Genomic DNA, 16,906 nt, shown 5'->3' on the forward strand with positions numbered 1-16,906 from the left:
TGCTCCGGATAGTCCGGAAGGGGCCAGGAGAGGCAGGCGAGAGTCATGCGAGCCGAGGACGTCGTCCGTGCACCGTCGACACCGCTGGATGCCCCGGCCTTCCCGGCGGGCCCGTACCGGTTCACCGACCGCGAGTACCTGAACATCACCTACCGGACGGACCCCGAGGCCCTGCGCCGGGTGGTGCCGGAGCCGCTGCGGGTGGCGGAGCCGCTGGTCCGCTTCGAGGTCATGCGGATGCCGGACGTCACCGGTCTGGGCGACTACACCGAGGCCGGTCAGCTGGCCGTCGTGGAGTACGAGGGCGAGCCGGGCGAGTACGGCATCTCGATCCACGTGGACAATTTCCCCGCCATCGCGAGCGGCCGGGAGATCGGCGCCTTCCCGAAGAAGGCCGGCCGCCCCCGGCTCTACGTCGACCAGGACACCCTGGTCGGCACCCTCGACCACGGCACGCTGCCCGTGGCCCGCGCCACGATGGGCTACAAGCACCGGCCGCTGAACACGGAGCAGGCCCGCGAGGAGCTGACCCGGCCGACGTTCATGCTCAAGAAGCTGCCGCACTACGACGGTTCGCCGCGCATCTGCGAACTCGTCCGGACGCAGATCGCCGACATCGTGGTCAAGGGCGCCTGGAGCGGTCCCGCACGGCTCCAGCTCTTCGCCCACGCGCTGGCCCCGCTCGCGGACCTGCCGGTCCTGGAGGTCGTCTCCGCCGCCCACGTCCTGACCGATCTGACCCTGGGCCGCGCCCGGGTCGTCCACGACTACCTCGCCTGACCGCTCCGCCGCACCGAGAGGGAAACCGAGCGGAGAATTCCTCAGCCTCGGCGTCTTCGACCGGGACCACGCCCGGCAGACCGCTCCGGACCCCGACCCGGACTCCCCGCACGCCTGCCTCGACCCGGACACCTTCACCGCCGGCACCCCGTGCGGCCGCTACCAGGGCGTCACCGACCAGGTGATCATGTCCAGGACGCCGGGACGCTTCCGCACCCTCCTGGTGCCGCGCGGCGGCAGCGCCCCGGTCCGGCTGCCCCGCCACGGCTGACCCGCACCCGGGCCGGGGACGGTCAACCGGGGTGACCGGCGTGACCGGCGTGACCGGCGTCGCCGAGTTCCCGGGCGAACGTGTCGTACGCGTGGGTGTCGAAGAGGACGAAACGGACCTCCTCGACGGCGGTCGGGGTGGTGCGTACCGTCTCCACGGCAATGCGGGCCGCGTCCCCCATCGGCCAGCGGTAGACGCCGGTGGAGAGGGCGGGGAACGCCACCGTACGGGCGCCGAGTTCGCCTGCCAGGCGCAGGGACTCGCGGTAGCAGGAGGCCAGCAGGTCCGAGCGGTCCTCGGTGGACGACCAGACGGGACCCACCGTGTGGATCACCCAGCGGGCGTCCAGGTCACCCGCCGTGGTGGCGACCGCCCGGCCGGTGGGCAGGCCCTCGCCGTACCGGGAGGCGCGCAGCGCGCGGCACTCCGCCAGGATGGCCGGGCCGCCGCGACGGTGGATCGCGCCGTCCACTCCCCCGCCGCCCAGGAGCGAGGAGTTGGCCGCGTTGACGAGGGCGTCGGCGTGCTGCCGGGTGATGTCGCCCTGGACGAGGGTGATGGTGGTCATGTCCGTCTCATCCTTTCGGGGCGACTCGGTCTCGGCTCGCGTCGGTTCAGCCCTGTCTCAGTCTCCGCCAGACCGCCTTGGCCGCATTGTGGCCCGACATGCCGTGCACGCCGGGTCCCGGCGGCGTGGCCGAGGAGCAGAGGAAGACGGCCGGGTGGGGGGTGTGGTACGGGAACAGGGACAGTCTGGGCCGCAGCAGCAGCTGGAGTCCGGAGGTCGCGCCGCAGGCGATGTCCCCGCCGACGTAGTTGGCGTTGCGGACGGCCATCTCGGCGGGCCCGGCCGTCGCGCGGGCGAGCACCCGGTCGCGGAAGCCGGGGGCGAAGCGCTCCAGCTGGCGTTCTATGGCCTCGGTGAGGTCCCCGGTCCAGCCGTTCGGCACATGGCCGTACGCCCAGAAGACGTGCTTGCCCTCGGGGGCCCGGGTGGGGTCGGCCACGCTCGGCTGCACGGTGATCATGAACGGCCGCTCGGGTGCGCGTCCCTCGCGGGCGGCGGCGCGCAGGGCCGTGCCGATCTCGGCCCGGCTCGCGCCGATCTGGACGGTACCGGCGCTCCGGGCCTCGGGCGCGGTCCACGGCACCGGGCCGTCCAGCGCATAGTCGATCTTGAAGACGCTGGGGCCGTAGCGGTAGTTCGCGTAGTAGTCGCCGAGGCCGGCGATGCGGGCGAGCGCGGCGGGCGAGGTGTCGAAGACGTACGCGCGCGCGGGCGGCAGGTCGTCCAGGCGCTTGACCTCGAAGTCGGTGTGCACCGCACCGCCGAGATCCCTCAGATACGCGGCGAGGGCGTCGGAGACGGCCTGGGAACCGCCGCGGGCCACCGGCCAGCCGCGGGCGTGCGCGGACAGGGCGAAGACCAGGCCGACGGCGCTGGTGGCGAGGCCGCCCAGCGGTGCCATCACATGGGCGACGAGGCCGGCGAAGAGGGTCTTGAACCGCTCGTCCTTGAAGCGGCGCATCAGCCAGGTGGACGGCGGGAGCCCGGCCAGGCCGAAGCGGGCGAGGGTGACCGGGTCGCGGGGCAGCGCGGTCAGCGGCAGGGACATGAAGTCCTGGACCAGGGTGTCCCAGCGGGCGAGCAGGGGCTCGACCAGCCTGCGGTACGGGCCCGCGTCGCGCGGTCCGAAGGAGGCGGCGGTCTCGGCCACCGAACGGGACAGCACGGCCGCGGTGCCGTCCGGGAACGGGTGGGCCATGGGCAGCGGGGCGTGCAGCCACTCAAGGCCGTACCGGTCGAGGGGGAGGGAGCGGAACGCCGGGGAGTTGACCCCGAGGGGGTGCGCGGCCGAGCACGGGTCGTGCCGGAAGCCGGGCAGCGTCAGCTCCTCCGTGCGGGCGCCGCCGCCCACCGTGGACTTCGCCTCGAACAGGGCCACGGAGAAGCCGCGGCGGGCCAGCTCCACCGCGGCGGTCAGTCCGTTCGGCCCCGCACCCACCACGACCGCATCGAGCATCGACGGCACCTTCGGACCCCTTCGTCAGCCGATGGCCATTCGGGATCAGGATATGCCGGGGCGCCGGCACTCCCCCGATCCGGGTGGCCCGGGCCGGTCAGGAGGCGGTGCGCAGCAGCCCGGCCACCCGGCGGGCGGTGGCGGCGTCCCGCGCGGCGGTGAACGGCAGGGCGTTGCCGCCGGTGACGCGGAACGGCTCGCCGGTCAGGGTGAGGTGCGTGCCGCCGGCCTCCTCGACCAGGAGCAGTCCGGCCGCGTGGTCCCAGGCGGCCTCCCAGGAGAACGCGACGGCGTCCAGCTCGCCCCGGGCGACCGCGAGGTACTCCAGGCCCGCGGAGCCGCACGGGCGCGGGGCGAGGCCGTCGGTCCACAGGGCGCGCAGCGCGCGCTTCTGCTCGTCGGTGGTGTAGTCCGGGTGGGAGGTGGCGACGACCAGGTCCCGGCCGGGCTCGGGCGGGCCGGCGAACAGCCGCTCGCCGTCGAGGAAGGCGCCCCGGCCGCGGACGGCGGTGGCGAACCGGTCGCGCGCGGCGGCGTAGGTCCAGGAGGCGACCACGGTGCCGCGGTGGGCGAGGGCCACCAGGGTGCAGAAGCCGTCGTCGCCGTGGACGAACTGGCGGGTGCCGTCGACCGGGTCGACGATCCAGACCGGGGTGTCGCCCTGGAGCGCCTCGTAGACCACCGGGTTGGCGTGCACCGCTTCCTCGCCGACCACCACGGAGCCGGGCAGCAGCGCGCCGAGGTCCTCGGTGAGCCGTAGCTCGGCGAGCCGGTCGGCGTCCGTGACCAGGTCGTGCGGGCCGCTCTTCTGGTCCACCTCGTGCGCGGCGAGGCGGCGGAAGCGGGGCAGGATCTCGGCCTCGGCGGCCTTGCGGACCGCCTCCTCCACGTCGGCCGAGCGGCGGGCGAGAAACTCCTCGATGGTTTCCGTCTCTTCGATCATGCCTCCCATCAGACCACGTCCCACTGACACGCCCCCGCCCACGGGTGCCCGTGGGGTGGAATCGACGTGAACAGCGGGGGTCTCCCGAAGGGGCGCCCCGGTATGGCGCCGGGCGGACCGTACGGGGCCGGGAGGACGGGCCGCACGGGGCCGGGACGGGCCGCACGGGGCCGGACGCGGTGGACGGGGGCCGGCGCGGTGGACGGGGGCCGGCGCGGTGGACGGGGCCGGCGCGGTGGACGGCCGGGGCCCGTCGGCGGCCGGGGTGTCAGCGGCCGACCGCGTAACCCTGCATCCCGCGCGGGTTCGCCGCCGCCGAGAGGATGCCGGTCTCCGGGTCCCGGGCCACCGCGCACAGCCGGCCCTCGGACCAGGCGGGGCCGACGGTGACGTCGTGGCCGCGCCGCCGCAGCTCCTCGATCACACCGGGGTCCATGCGGGACTCCACGGTGACGCTGCCGGGGCGCCGGCGGCGCGGGTGGAAGGAGCCGGGGAAGCTGTCGTTGTGCCAGTTGGGGGCGTCGATGGCGCCCTGGAGGTCGAGGCCGCCGCGGACGGGGGCACCCAGGGCGGCGGCCAGGAAGAAGTGCAGCTGCCACTGGTCCTGCTGGTCCCCGCCGGGCGTGCCGAACGCCAGGACCGGTACCCCGTCGCGCAGGGCGAGGGAGGGGGTGAGGGTGGTGCGGGGGCGGCGGCCGGGGGTGAGGGTGCCCGGCAGGCCCTCCTCCAGCCAGGTCATCTGCAGCCGGGTGCCGAGCGGGAAGCCGAGTTCGGGGACCACGGGGTTGGACTGGAGCCAGCCGCCGCTGGGCGTGGCCGCGATCATGTTGCCCCAGCGGTCGACGACGTCCAGGTGGCAGGTGTCGCCCCGGGTCGAGCCGTCGGCGGCCACGTCGGCCTCACCGGTCACCTGCGCCTGACCGGTGGCCTCGGCGAGGGTGGGCGCCCCGGGCAGCGGGGCGACGGTCGGCTCCCCGGCGCCCATCGGGTCGAAGCCGGGCCGCGTGTCGGCCGGCACGCGCGCGTGCGCCAGCGCGGGCAGCCTGGGGGGCCTTCCGCCGGGGCTGCCGGGGAGCAGGTCGTAGGAGGCCTTCGCGCCGATCAGGGCCCGCCGGCCGGCGTTGTAGGCGTCCGACAGCAGGTCGGCGAGGGGCACCTCGGCGGCGTCGCCGTACCAGGCCTCGCGGTCGGCCATGGCGAGCTTGCAGCCCTCGACCAGCAGGTGGACGTAGTCGGCGGAGCCCGGTGCGGGCAGCTCGGCCGGGAGCAGGGCGAGCTGCTGGAGGAGCACCGGGCCCTGGCTCCAGGGGCCGGCCTTGCACACGGTCCAGCCGTTCCAGTCGTACGTCACCGGTGTCTCGTAGTGGGCGGACCAGCCGGCCAGGTCGGCCTCGGTGAGGGTGCCGGTGTGCCGTTCGCCGCTGGTGTCCATGGTGGGCCGCCGGGACTGCCGTACCAGGGCCTCGGCGATGAAGCCGGAGCGCCACACCTCGCGCGCGGCGTCGATCCGCGCCTCCCGGTCGCCGGCGCCCGCGGTCTCGGCCAGCAGCCGCTTCCAGGTGGCGGCGAGCGCGGGGTTGCGCAGCAGCGTCCCGGGCCGGGGCGGCCGGCCGCCGGGCAGGTACACCTCGGCCGACGACGGCCACTCGGTCTCGAACAGCCGCCGTACGCTCGCCACGGTCGCGCCGACGTTCTCCACGGGCGCGTGCCCGTGCTCGGCGTAGCCGATGGCGTACTTGAGGACCGCGTCCAGGGGCTTGGTGCCGTGGTCGCGCAGCAAAAGCAGCCAGGCGTCGAAGGCGCCGGGCACGGCGGCGGCGAGCGGTCCGGTGCCGGGCACGAGGTCCAGCCCGAGGCGCCGGTAGTGGGCCGGGGTGGCGCCGGCCGGGGCGACGCCCTGTCCGCACAGCACGCGCACGGCGCCGCCCGCGGGGGCGAGCAGGATCGGCACCTCGCCGGCCGGCCCGTTCAGATGCGGCTCCACGACGTGCAGCACGAACGCGCCGGCGACGGCCGCGTCGAAGGCGTTGCCGCCGTCCTCCAGCACCGCCATCGCCGACTGGGAGGCCAGCCAGTGTGTGGAGGAGACCATGCCGAAGGTGCCTTGAAGGGTGGGTCGGGTCGTGAACCGCATCTCTCACCTCGTTGTTTCCACACGTCGCCCGCGTCGGCCGGCGCTCGGGACCACTCCTGGCAAGACTCCGGAGAGTTCGGGCCGGCGTCGTCCTCCGTCCGCCGCTCCCCCGGCAGCCTATCGATCGCCATGCGTCCCCTCATCCCCGTCTCCGGCAGAAATGGGCGTCGTACGTGCTTCGCCCGCCCACCGTCCGGCGAGCGGTTCTCGATCCGTTCCACCGGGTCTCAAGGGGGGTTCCAAGGTCCCGTCCTAGCGTCCCGGGGGCAGCAACGACCGCGTGAGCCGGCCTCACTGTGCTCAGCGGCCGTACGGAACAGGGAGAGGGGAACCGATGACGAACTCCGGGACACGGCCGCAGGAGGTCGCGGACTTCTACGACGGCAGCAGCCGTCTGATCGCCGAACTGAACGGAGGGAGCCTGCACTTCGGCTGCTGGGACTCGCTGCCGGCCGACGCCGGCATGGACCGGGCGTCGCAGCGGCTCACCGAGATGATGACGGAGCGGATCGAGGTCGGCCCCGGACAGCGGGTGCTGGACATCGGCTGCGGCACCGGCGCGCCGGCGGTGCAACTGGCCCGGGCCACCGGCGCCGAGGTCGTGGGCATCACGATCAGCCCGGAGCAGGTCCGGCTGGCCACGGCACACGCCGAGCGGGAGGGAGTCGCCGAGCGGGTCACCTTCCGGTGCGCGGACGCCTCCGCGGAACTCCCCTTCCCCGCCGACTCGTTCGACGCGGTCTGGTTCTTCGAGTCGATCTTCCACCTTCCGGACCGGCTGACCGCGCTGCGCCGGGCGGCCGAGGTCCTGCGGCCGGGCGGGCGACTGGCCCTCACCGACGTCCTGCACAACGACGAAACCTCCCCCGCGGCCCAGGAGTCGCTGGACGAGCACGCGTACACGCCGTTGGTCGGCGAGCCGATGCGGCTGTCCGACTATCCGCCTCTGCTGCGGCAGGCCCGCCTCGTCCCCGTCGAGTGCCGCGACATCAGCGAACTGACCGTGGGGCGCACGCTGGAGTGCATGCACCGCACGCTCGACGAGAACCGCGAGCGCTTCGTCGAGCGGTACGGCAGCGAGCTGGTCGATCAGTTCTCCACGGCCGTCCCGCTCCTGGACGCGGTCGAGTTCGGCTACGGCATCGTCACCGCGGCCCGGCCGGATCACTGAGCACACCGTCCGCCGGGCGTCGCGCGCCGGTCCGACGGTCAGCCTTCCTCCCACCTTCTACTGCCCCTTCACTGCGACAGCGAGGACGGACCCATGGGGAACACGCCGATCGAGCTCTACCTGGATCTGATGTCACGCACCGTCAGCAACACCATCTACGAGGATCCGCAGATCGACCCGCGCCGCTACTGGGAGCTGCTGCGGGAACGGGACGGCGACGGGACCGGACCGGTCATGGACGGCCCCGGCAATTGGAGTGCCTACGACAGCGAGGGACGCGAGCAGGGCAGCGTCTGGCCGCGCGACGCCCACACCATGGTCGGCATGCGCAGGCTCAGGAACGTACGGGAATGCGCGGAGCGGGTCCTGGCCGACGGGGTGCCGGGCGACTTCATGGAGACCGGCGTGTGGCGCGGCGGCACCTGCATCTTCATGCGGGCGGTGCTGGCGGCGTACGAGGTCAGCGACCGCGTGGTGTGGGTCGCCGACTCCTTCGCCGGTATCCCCGCGCCCGACCTGGACCGCTATCCGCAGGACGAGGAGGCGCGGGGCATCGAGTCGGTCAACGAGGTGGTGGGCGTGCCCCTGGAGACCGTCCGCGGCAACTTCGACCGCTACGGGCTGCTCGACGACCAGGTGCGGTTCCTCCCGGGACGGTTCTGCGACACGCTGCCCGAGGCCCCCGTGGAGCGGCTGGCGCTGCTGCGTCTGGACGGGGATCTGTACGAATCCACGATGGACGCCCTGGTGTCGATGTACCCGAAGCTGTCGCCCGGCGGCTATCTGATCGTGGACGACTACCACGCCCTGGACGTCTGCAAGAAGGCCGTGCACGACTATCGGGACCAGCACGGCATCGACGACCCGATCACGGACATCGACTGGTCGGGGGCCTACTGGCGCAAGAGCGCCTGAACGCGCCACCAGGCACGGGCCGTACGGATGGGGCGATGGCCCTCCGTACGGCCCGTTCGCGCCGGGGTCAGAGGGCGCCGGGCCACTCGTCGTCGCCACGCAGCAGGGCGCGCGCCAGGTTCCGGTAGAAGGAGACGACGGCCGGCTCCTTGGGGCTGAGGTGGCCGCGCGCGGCGAACCGGGAGCCCACGGACCGCTGCACGGCCTCCAGGCCGCGCCGGTCCTCCGCGTTGACCATCGCGGAGTACGACTCGATGCCCTGCCGCATCTCCTTCCGTTCGGCCTCACCGAGGTCCTTGACCCGGGCGGCGGGGACCAGCATGCCCCCGCGGACCTGGGTGCGGTCGAGGGACAACGGGAGCATGCTCAGCCAGATCACCGCCTCCCCGGCGGCGGCGAGGCTCCCGGTGGGGAAGACGAAGAAGTCGTACAGGTGAGCCTTCTCGTCCTCGGTCAGGGAGAGGAGGGACGGCTGCTGGGGCTCGGTGAACGGGATGCGGAAACGCAGCGCCCACGGCGTGTCGTCGCGCAGATCCGTGTCGGAGCGGCCCGGGGTGGACGGTTCCAGGGTCTCGGGGTGGAAGCCCATCACGTGGTAGTTCTCGTGCGCGTTCTCCACGGCGATCTTCCAGTTGCAGTGCCACTCCTCGGCCCATTCCCCGGCCAGTACCATGTCGTCCAGGCGGTAGTTGACCAGGTCGCTTTCGATTCGGGCGAGGTGCGGAGCCAGGGCTTCCGCCGCGGGGTCGAGGTTGACGAAGACGAACCCGTGCCACTCTTCCACGGCGAACTGCGGCAGTCGGCAGCCGGCGGGGTCGAACGCCTCGTTGCGCCGCATGAAGGTGGCGCCGATCAACCGGCCGTCCAGTCCGTAGCGCCACAGGTGGTACGGGCAGGTGAACCGGTCGGTGCGGCCGGTGCCCGGTTCGACGACCGGCATCATGCGGTGGCGGCAGATCGGTGACATCGCGTGCAGCGCGCCGTCGTCGCCGCGCGTGATGACGACGGGTTCGCCCGCGACGGTGAGGGCGACGTAGGCACCGGGGGCGGCGAGTTGGTCGGTGTGCGCGACGAGAAGCCAGGAACGGCCGAAGACCTTCTCCCGCTCCAGCTCGTACAGCTCACCGGAGGCGAACGCCCGGGGCGGCAGGCTGAGGGCGGGCGGGTCCGGGACCAGGTAGCCACCGAGTTCGGCGAGCAGGTCCGCGGTCTCCGGCGACAGAGGGGGTGTGGTGGAGGAGTCCGGCCGCGGGGCCGCCGGGCCGGTCTGATGGAGGGTCAAGATCCGTGTCCTTGCTGTGGAAGGGGATACCGGGCGGGGGCGGGCTGTCGGGTCTGCGGTCGGCGCAGCAGGGGGAAGCGGTCGCCGGTGAGGGGGGCGCCCTCGCGCAGCGGGTCGGCTCCGGTGCCGGGGAGGTCGTCGAGAAACGCGATGCCGGTCGGCCGGTAGGCGGCGGTGGCGTCCATGTAGACGGCGGAGGTCGACAAGCGGGGCTCGTCGGTCGAGTTCGCCCCGGCGCTGTGCACGGTGCGGGCGTGGTGGAAGGTGCAGTCGCCGGCCCGCAGTGGCACCGTGACCCGCGGCATCCAGATCTCTCCCGGCCGGGTGAAGGCCCCGGCCCACGGCTCGTCGCCGGTATCGGGATCCGGCAGCAGGTGTGATCCGGGGACGAAGGTCATGCAGCCGCGTTCCACCGGGACGTCGACCAGCGCGACCCACGCCGTCAGGGCGGTGCCGGCGGTGGAGAACGGGAAGGCGAACGCATCGTGGTGCGGGGCGGTGGGGACCGAGGCGTCCTTCTCCTTGTTCTCCTTGAGCAGCACCTCCAGCTTGAACAGCCTCAGGGGCGAGCCGGCCAGGTACTCGGCGAGGGCGGCGATGCGCGGGTGGGTGGCAAGGCGGCGCATCGTGTCGCTGCCGAGCTGGGCGTCGGCGACGTAGTCCATGACGGTGCCGGCGCCGGAGCCCCAGCGCACGGACTCCTCGTGGGCGAGGAGCCGACGGGCCTCGGCCAGGTATTCGGCGACCTCCCCGGCGTCGAGGACGCCGGGGACGTGGACGTAGCCGTCCCGCCGGTACCGTGCGGCGAGGCGCTCCAGGGCGGCAGGGTCGCTCTCGGCGGGCAGGTCCGCGGGGACGCCGGGTTCGGTTTCCTGCACGGCGATATCTCCTTCCTGCGGTATTTCCTTGCTGCGGTACTTCCTTCCTGCGGTATTTCCTTCCTTGTCCGGTCAGACCAGCGACAGCCCGCCGTCGACGGGGACGACCATGCCCGTCGCGTAGCCGGCCTCCGGGCGGGCGAGCTGGACGATCCACCAGGCCACGTCCTCCGGACGGCCGACCCGGCCCACGGGCACCCTGCCGCCCATGCCGGTCAGGAACTCCCGGTAGCCCTCCGGGGTCATGCCCATGCGGACGCCGATGCCCGTGTCGATCACCCCGGGTGCCACGCCGACGACACGGATGCCCCGGGGGGCCAGTTCGACGGCCCAGGTCCGGGTCAGGTAGTCGAGGGCCACCTTGCTCGCCCCGTACAGCGCGCCGGTCGGGGCGGCGCGCAGGCCCAGGGTCGCGGCGGTCCCCACGTTGACGACGATGCCGCGCGACTTCTCCAGCGCGCCGAGTGCGGACTGGACGAGGAAGAGGGGAGCCGTCAGATTGGTGCCGAACTGCCGTGCCACGGCGTCCCGGTCGACGGTCTGCAGGGTCTCCATGCCCGCCACGGCAGCGTTGTTGACCAGGACGTCGATCCTCCCGAACTCCCGCAGGGCGGCGTTGACGACCGCCTGCGGCCCGTCGGGCGAGGCCACGTCGGCGACGAGCACACGCATGTCCGCACAGCCCTCGGCGGTCTGCGCGAGCGCGTCCTCGGTACGGCCGACGACGAGCACCTTCGCACCCTGAGCGGCGAAGGCGCGGGCGGTGGCCCGGCCGATACCCGAACCGCCGCCGGTGACGATCACGGCGAGCGGCGCGGGTTCGCTCCCGGGGGCGGGGCCGGGGGAAGGCGTGGGGCTGGGGGCGGGTGACATGGCGGGCACCGGGCGGGGACCTGTCGAGTCAGTCATGGCTCGCACGCTAAGTGCGCCCTCTCGCAGCGGACTCGACGCCGGCTGGCGTGCCGAGGGGGTGGCAGAGGTGCGGCTCGGCCGGCGGGTCGACCGCCCTCACGCGTCGTGCGTGACAACCCGTTCCCGCACCTTCAGCCCCGGCCCCTCCCGCACGAGCACGTCCTCGCAGACGCAGATCAGATGCAGCCGGGGAGCTTCCCCGCGGCGGGTGGCGAAGACCTGGGCGTAGCTGCGTACGAACACGCTGCCGTCGGGTTCCCGGCGTACCGCGGTCATGCCGATGACGTGCCGGTGCGAAAGGCCCTCGGCGGCGAGGCGTTCGGCGGCGGCGCGGGCGCCGGCGGCCAGTTCGGCGTGGCCGCGTGCCGGTTCCGGCGAGGAGGGCCGGGCGAACGTGCCGTCCTCGGTGAAGGTGGCGGCCCACTCCTCGGCCGCGCCGGAGTCGAGGAGCTGCATCTGCCGGGCGTAGAACTGCTGCACCTGCGCGTACAGGTGCCCGAACCCGGGATCCGTGGCCGCCGCTCGGTCTTCCGGTGCCGCCGTCTGATCGGTGCGTACCGACATGGTGGTGTGTCCTTCCTCCCGGCGGGCGCGTCCCGCGCGGAGCGAGGCGTCAGGGTGTGCCGTAACAGGCTGCGGCAGGTCCTTGGTGAACGGCTCGAAACCCCGTTCAGCTCCGCCGCGCAGGTTCCGGTGCGGGCTCCAGCGGTCGTGCACCGCTTTTCCGGGGCGGGTTGGAAGGCTGGCGCGTGACCAGTAGTCCCGGGCCTTCAAGGAGTCGACATGTCAACGACCGCGAACAAGGAACGCTGCCTGGAGATGGTGGCCGCATGGAACCGGTGGGACGTCTCCGGGGTGGTCGCGCACTGGGCACCCGACGTCGTCCACTACGACGACGAGGACAAACCGGTGAGCGCCGAGGAGGTCGTACGGCGTATGAACAGCGCGGTGGAGGCCTTCCCGGACCTTCGTCTGGACGTGCGGAGCATCGTGGGCGAGGGCGACCGCGTGATGCTGCGGATCACCTGCTCGGCCACGCACCAGGGCGTGTTCATGGGCATCGCCCCCACCGGCCGCAAGGTCCGCTGGACCTACTTGGAGGAGCTGCGCTTCTCCGAAGCCGGCAAGGTCGTGGAGCACTGGGACGTCTTCAACTTCTCCCCGCTGTTCCGGGACCTGGGCGTGGTGCCGGACGGACTGTGATCCGGGCTCCCTCACCGGCGAGGGCCCGGACGGCGCGCCGTCCGGGCCCTCGGTGTGTCACGCGCGCAGCGCCCGGAACGGCTCCCGGGTGCCGGGACGGTGCCGTCCGGTCAGCTCCTCCAGGACCGGCACGACCTCGCTGGGGCTGGGTTCCGCCGCGATGGTGTCGCTCAGCGCCTGCGCGGCGGTGCCGAAGGAGGGCTCGCCGAGCACCCTCTCCAGCCGGGTGCGCAGCCCCTCGGCAGTCAGCTCGCCGGAGGGCAGCCGCAGCCCCGCCCCGAGTTCCTCCAGGCGACGGGCCCGGTAGAAGTGGTCCCACATCGAGCCCAGGGAGACCTGCGGCACCCCGTACACGGCGGCCGTCGACCAGGTGCCGGCTCCGCCGTGGTGGACGATCGCCGAGCAGGTCGGCAGAACGGCGTCCAGCGGCACGTGCTCGACGATGCGGAAGTGGTCCGGCACGCGCCCCAGCAGCTCCCGCTGGTCGGCGTCGAGGGTGGCGACCACCTCGACGCCGAGCCCGGCCACGGCCTCGAAAAGGTCGTCCACGGAGACGGCGAGGAAGGACTTCACCCGCCGTGAGGTGATGCCGAGGGTGACCAGGACCCGTGGCCGCTCGGGCGGCCTGCGCAGCCAGTCGGGCACCACTGTGGGCACCAGTCCGCTGTAGGGGACGTACCGCATCGGCACGGTGGGACCGCCGGCGTCGAGCCGCACGGGGGCGGGGGTCTGGTCGATGGACCACTGCCCCGTGACGATCTCCTCGTCGAAGGAGTGGCCGTGCCGGCCAAGGGTCCAGTCGAGCCATTCGGCGAGTGTGTCGTCGTGATGCTCGGGCTCCTGGCGCGCCATGCGCTCCAGGAAGAGGCGGCGCGTGCTGAGGAACAGGTCGGGGAAGGACAGCAGGCGGGCGTGGGCGGCGCCCGAGGCCCGCGCGGCCACGGCGCCCGCGAAGGTGAACGGCTCCCAGACGACCAGGTCGGGCCGCCAGTGACGGGCGAAGTCCACCAGGTCGTCGACCATCGAGTCGTTGTTGATCTGCGAGTAGAACAACGCGGACATCACCGTGTTGTGCCCTTTGAGGAACTCGAAGCCCAGGGCGTCGTGACGGGCCTCCAGGTAGTCCGCCTCGTCGTGCAGGGCGAGGATGTCGCTGCCGACCCGGCCCAGGAGGCTGCCGTGCGTGTGGTCGCGGCCGACCGGCACGGCGGTCAGGCCGGCTCCCGTGATGGTGGAGGTGAGCGCGGGCTGGCCGGCCACCCGTACCTCGTGCCCGGCCGACCGCAGTGCCCACGCCAGCGGCACGGCGGTGCAGAAGTGGGCGTCCATGGCGAAGGACGTCAGCAGTACGCGCACGGGCGTCGCCTTTCTGTCGTGGCGCGGTGGACGCGGTCTCCGGTCACCGGAAGTCCGCTCGGTGGTCGGCGGCCCACTGGGCGAGCGTGCGGGCGGGCCGGCCGGTGACCTCCCGCACGGTCGGCCGGGCGGGGGCGGGCCGCTCGGTCCACCCGGCTTGGAAGGCGAGGACGTAGTCGGCGATGGGCGCGGGCAGCCCCTGGGCGGTCAGGTCGGCCCGCGCCTGCCCGGGGGTCACCTCGACGAAGGCGAGGGACCGGCCGAGCCCCTCCCCTACCGCGCGGACCTGTTCGCGCTGGGTGAGGGCCTGCGGTCCGGTCACGCTGTAGGCGCGGCCGGCGTGCCCCTCCTTCAGCAGCGCGGTCACCGCGACGGCCGCGACGTCGGCCTCGTGCACCGGGGCCACCCGGGCGTCCGGATACGCGGACCGGACGACGCCCTCCGCGCGGATCGACGGCGCCCACAGGGTGACCTTGTTGAGCGCGAACTCGCCGGGGCGCACATGGGTCCACTCGAGCCCCGTGTCCTCCACGGCCAGTTCCACGCGCCGGTGTCCTCCGGTGTCGGTGCCGTCGGTGACGGAGTCCGAGGAGAGCACCACGATCCGCCGGACACCGGCCCGTCGCGCGGCCCCGGCGAACGCCGCGGCGGTCTCCGGGACGGGGAACAGGTAGACGGCTTCGACACCGTCCAGCATCCGCTCGTAGGTCTCCGGGCGGGTCAGGTCGCCGCCTGTGATCTCCGCGCCGCCGGGCAGGCCGGACCGGTCGGGTGTGCGGGTCAGCGCCCGCACCCGGCGGCCGGCGGCCAGTAGCCCGGTGACGACGTGCCGGCCGACGTTTCCTGTGGCTCCGGTTACCAATACTGTCATCGATGCCTCCCGGCGACCACGCTGCGTCCCCGCCGTCGACGTCCGCTGGAGCCTGCGTCGTGGCCGGACCGGCCCCCGGCGGGCTGTACGAGGGCCTGTCGACCGGGCGTCGACCGGAGCAACAGAAGGCGCCGTCAGGATGCGTGTTCCAGGTTCATGTCGAACAGGGGGCATCATGCGTGCGTTGTTCATCACTTCACCCGGGCTCAGCCACATCCTGCCGACGGTGCCGCTGGCACAGGCGCTGCGCGCTCTCGGCCACGAGGTCCGCTACGCCACGGGGGGCGACATCCGCGCCGTCGCGGAGGCCGGGCTGTGCGCCGTGGACGTGTCGCCCGGCGTGAACTACGCGAAGCTGTTCGTGCCCGACGACACCGACGTCACCGACCCGATGCACTCCGAGGGGCTGGGCGAGGGCTTCTTCGCCGAGATGTTCGCCCGGGTATCGGCGGTGGCCGTCGACGGGGCGCTGCGGACGGCGCGGAGCTGGCGGCCCGACCTCGTCGTGCACACTCCGACACAGGGCGCGGGCCCGCTGACGGCGGCAGCGCTGCAACTGCCGTGCGTAGAGCTGCCGCTGGGTCCCGCGGACAGCGAGCCGGGGCTCGGCGCGCTCATCCGGCGGGCGATGTCCAAGGACTACGAGCGCCACGGCGTCACCGGCGAGCCGACCGGTTCCGTGCGGCTGACGACGACACCGCCGAGCGTGGAGGCGCTGCTGCCGGAGGACCGGCGCTCCCCGGGTGCCTGGCCGATGCGGTACGTCCCCTACAACGGCGGAGCGGTGCTGCCGGACTGGCTGCCGCCCGCGGCCGGCCGGCGGCGTATCGCGGTGACGCTGGGCTCCATCGACGCGCTGTCGGGCGGCATCGCCAAGCTGGCCCCGCTGTTCTCCGAAGTGGCGGACGTGGACGCGGAGTTCGTGCTGACCCTGGGCGGCGGCGACCTGGCCCTGCTCGGTGAACTGCCCGCGAACGTACGGGTGGTGGAGTGGATTCCGCTGGGCGCGCTGCTGGAGACGTGCGACGCGATCATCCATCACGGGGGCAGCGGCACACTGCTGACGGCCCTGGCCGCCGGCGTCCCGCAGTGCGTCATCCCGCACGGCTCCTACCAGGACACCAACCGCGATGTGCTGACCGGGCTGGGCATCGGGTTCGATGCCGAGGCGGGATCGCTGGGTGCCGAGCAGTGCCGACGGCTGCTGGACGACGCGGGGTTGCGGGAGGCGGCCCTGCGGGTGCGGCAGGAGATGAGCGAGATGCCGCCGCCGGCCGAGACGGCCGCCAAGCTCGTGGCGCTGGCCGGCTGACGGTGCCGTCCCCGGCGGTCCCGCGACCGCCGGGAACGGCGGACCTCACTGCCGTGTGCCTGCCGTGACCAGGGGGAACAGCTCGCCTTCGAGTGGATCTCCCGGCGACAGGCGGGACAGGTGGCCGTCCTGGACGCCCGGCCGGTAGGTGGCGTCCGCGTCCATGTAGACGACGCCATGCGCCATGCGGACCGAGTCGCTGGTGTTGGCTTCGGCCATGTGGACGGTACGGCAATGGTGGAACACGACGTCTCCGGCGCGGACGGGCACGGCGACGCGCGGCTGCCACGGGTAATCGGGCCACACGTCCGCGAGGTCCCGGAACTCGGCGAAGCTGGTCATGTGCTCCTGCCGGTCCTCGCGGGCCCTGAGATGGGAGCCCGGCACGTAGCTCATGCAGCCGCGTTCGACGGGTACGTCCGTCAGCGCGATCCAGGCCGTCAGCGTGGCACTCAGCTCGTTCAGCGGCAGTCCCGTCTCGTCGTCGTGGACCAGGGTGGGCAGGGTGCGCTTGGGCTCCTTGACCAGGATGTCGCTGCTGTAGACCCGCAGGGGCGCGCCGGCCAGCCGCAGGGCGATGCCGGAGATCTCCGGGTGCAGCACGAGGGAGCGCAACTCCGGGTGCTTCTGCCAGGCCTGGGCGACGTAGTGGACCTGCACCTCGTCCTCGCCCGCGCCCCAGATCTCGCGGCCCTCCTTCTCCAGGACCTCCTCACAGGCGGCCCGGAAGGCGGTCACCTCCGTCTCCGACAGGACGCGCGGGATGTGCACGTAACCCTGCTCGCGGTAGAAGCGGACAGCCTCCTTCGACAGGTTCTCGGCCGTGGTCGGGCCGCCGGGATCCGGCATGAGCC

16 protein-coding genes are annotated in these 16,906 nt (G+C 73.2%); 5 read left to right on the forward strand and 11 right to left on the reverse strand.

Annotated elements, in window-relative coordinates:
* Positions 1-45 precede the first annotated feature (45 nt).
* A complete protein-coding gene (locus tag ABD350_RS02840; RefSeq protein WP_344346045.1) occupies positions 46-780 on the forward strand; it encodes an acetoacetate decarboxylase in 735 nt (244 codons plus the stop codon).
* Positions 781-1,073: 293 nt separating this feature from the next.
* On the opposite strand, the gene ABD350_RS02845 is transcribed toward ABD350_RS02840, so the two are convergent.
* From ABD350_RS02845 to ABD350_RS02860, 4 genes are all read right to left on the reverse strand, one after another.
* Positions 1,074-1,619, reverse strand: a complete 546-nt coding sequence (locus ABD350_RS02845; protein ID WP_344346046.1) for an O-acetyl-ADP-ribose deacetylase — start codon at positions 1,617-1,619, stop codon at positions 1,074-1,076.
* A 46-nt stretch (positions 1,620-1,665) separates the two neighbouring features.
* Positions 1,666-3,075: a phytoene desaturase family protein gene (locus tag ABD350_RS02850; RefSeq protein ID WP_344346047.1), complete on the reverse strand. Its 1,410-nt coding sequence runs from the start codon at positions 3,073-3,075 to the stop codon at positions 1,666-1,668.
* Between the two features lie 97 nt (positions 3,076-3,172).
* Positions 3,173-4,018: an inositol monophosphatase family protein gene (locus tag ABD350_RS02855; RefSeq protein ID WP_344346048.1), complete on the reverse strand. Its 846-nt coding sequence runs from the start codon at positions 4,016-4,018 to the stop codon at positions 3,173-3,175.
* Positions 4,019-4,286: 268 nt separating this feature from the next.
* Positions 4,287-6,152, reverse strand: a complete 1,866-nt coding sequence (locus ABD350_RS02860; RefSeq protein ID WP_344346049.1) for a gamma-glutamyltransferase family protein — start codon at positions 6,150-6,152, stop codon at positions 4,287-4,289.
* A gap of 334 nt (positions 6,153-6,486) precedes the next feature.
* Here ABD350_RS02860 and ABD350_RS02865 point away from each other — a divergent pair, with 334 nt between their 5' ends.
* Together ABD350_RS02865 and ABD350_RS02870 are read left to right on the forward strand one after the other, a co-directional pair.
* Positions 6,487-7,323: an SAM-dependent methyltransferase gene (locus tag ABD350_RS02865; protein WP_344346050.1), complete on the forward strand. Its 837-nt coding sequence runs from the start codon at positions 6,487-6,489 to the stop codon at positions 7,321-7,323.
* 93 nt (positions 7,324-7,416) lie between these two features.
* Positions 7,417-8,238 carry a TylF/MycF family methyltransferase gene (locus tag ABD350_RS02870; RefSeq protein WP_344346051.1) on the forward strand — a complete coding sequence of 274 codons (822 nt, stop codon included), beginning with the start codon at positions 7,417-7,419 and terminating at the stop codon, positions 8,236-8,238.
* 67 nt (positions 8,239-8,305) lie between these two features.
* Here ABD350_RS02870 and ABD350_RS02875 read toward each other — a convergent pair whose 3' ends face one another.
* The 4 genes from ABD350_RS02875 to ABD350_RS02890 all read right to left on the reverse strand — a co-directional run bounded on the left by ABD350_RS02875 (position 8,306) and on the right by ABD350_RS02890 (position 11,874).
* Entirely contained in the window at positions 8,306-9,520 is a 1,215-nt protein-coding gene (locus ABD350_RS02875; protein WP_344346052.1) for an aromatic ring-hydroxylating oxygenase subunit alpha, read from the reverse strand.
* The gene (locus ABD350_RS02880; protein WP_344346053.1) at positions 9,517-10,398 is read right to left on the reverse strand and encodes a phytanoyl-CoA dioxygenase family protein; all 882 of its coding nucleotides are present in this window, start codon (positions 10,396-10,398) and stop codon (positions 9,517-9,519) included. Before ABD350_RS02880 ends, ABD350_RS02875 begins: the two co-directional genes overlap by 4 nt.
* 72 nt (positions 10,399-10,470) lie before the next feature.
* Positions 10,471-11,307: an SDR family NAD(P)-dependent oxidoreductase gene (locus ABD350_RS02885; RefSeq protein ID WP_344346054.1), complete on the reverse strand. Its 837-nt coding sequence runs from the start codon at positions 11,305-11,307 to the stop codon at positions 10,471-10,473.
* Positions 11,308-11,406: 99 nt separating this feature from the next.
* Positions 11,407-11,874 (reverse strand): nuclear transport factor 2 family protein, encoded by a 468-nt coding sequence (locus ABD350_RS02890; RefSeq protein ID WP_344346055.1) that lies wholly within the window; start codon positions 11,872-11,874, stop codon positions 11,407-11,409.
* A gap of 219 nt (positions 11,875-12,093) precedes the next feature.
* On the opposite strand from ABD350_RS02890, the gene ABD350_RS02895 reads away from it, so the two are divergent.
* The gene (locus tag ABD350_RS02895) at positions 12,094-12,513 is read left to right on the forward strand and encodes an ester cyclase (RefSeq protein WP_344346057.1); all 420 of its coding nucleotides are present in this window, start codon (positions 12,094-12,096) and stop codon (positions 12,511-12,513) included.
* 57 nt (positions 12,514-12,570) lie between these two features.
* Here the strand turns inward: ABD350_RS02895 and ABD350_RS02900 are convergent, their stop codons facing one another.
* Entirely contained in the window at positions 12,571-13,869 is a 1,299-nt protein-coding gene (locus ABD350_RS02900) for an activator-dependent family glycosyltransferase (RefSeq protein WP_344346058.1), read from the reverse strand.
* Positions 13,870-13,912: 43 nt separating this feature from the next.
* Positions 13,913-14,740: an NAD(P)H-binding protein gene (locus tag ABD350_RS02905; protein WP_344346059.1), complete on the reverse strand. Its 828-nt coding sequence runs from the start codon at positions 14,738-14,740 to the stop codon at positions 13,913-13,915.
* Between the two features lie 175 nt (positions 14,741-14,915).
* On the opposite strand from ABD350_RS02905, the gene ABD350_RS02910 reads away from it, so the two are divergent.
* Entirely contained in the window at positions 14,916-16,052 is a 1,137-nt protein-coding gene (locus tag ABD350_RS02910) for a nucleotide disphospho-sugar-binding domain-containing protein (protein ID WP_344346060.1), read from the forward strand.
* Positions 16,053-16,097: 45 nt separating this feature from the next.
* Here ABD350_RS02910 and ABD350_RS02915 read toward each other — a convergent pair whose 3' ends face one another.
* Positions 16,098-16,901, reverse strand: a complete 804-nt coding sequence (locus ABD350_RS02915) for a phytanoyl-CoA dioxygenase family protein (protein WP_344346061.1) — start codon at positions 16,899-16,901, stop codon at positions 16,098-16,100.
* Positions 16,902-16,906: the final 5 nt, after the last annotated feature.

Origin of the sequence: Streptomyces nogalater (assembly GCF_039532885.1) — a bacterium.
Classification (GTDB): Bacteria; Actinomycetota; Actinomycetes; order Streptomycetales; family Streptomycetaceae; genus Streptomyces; species Streptomyces nogalater.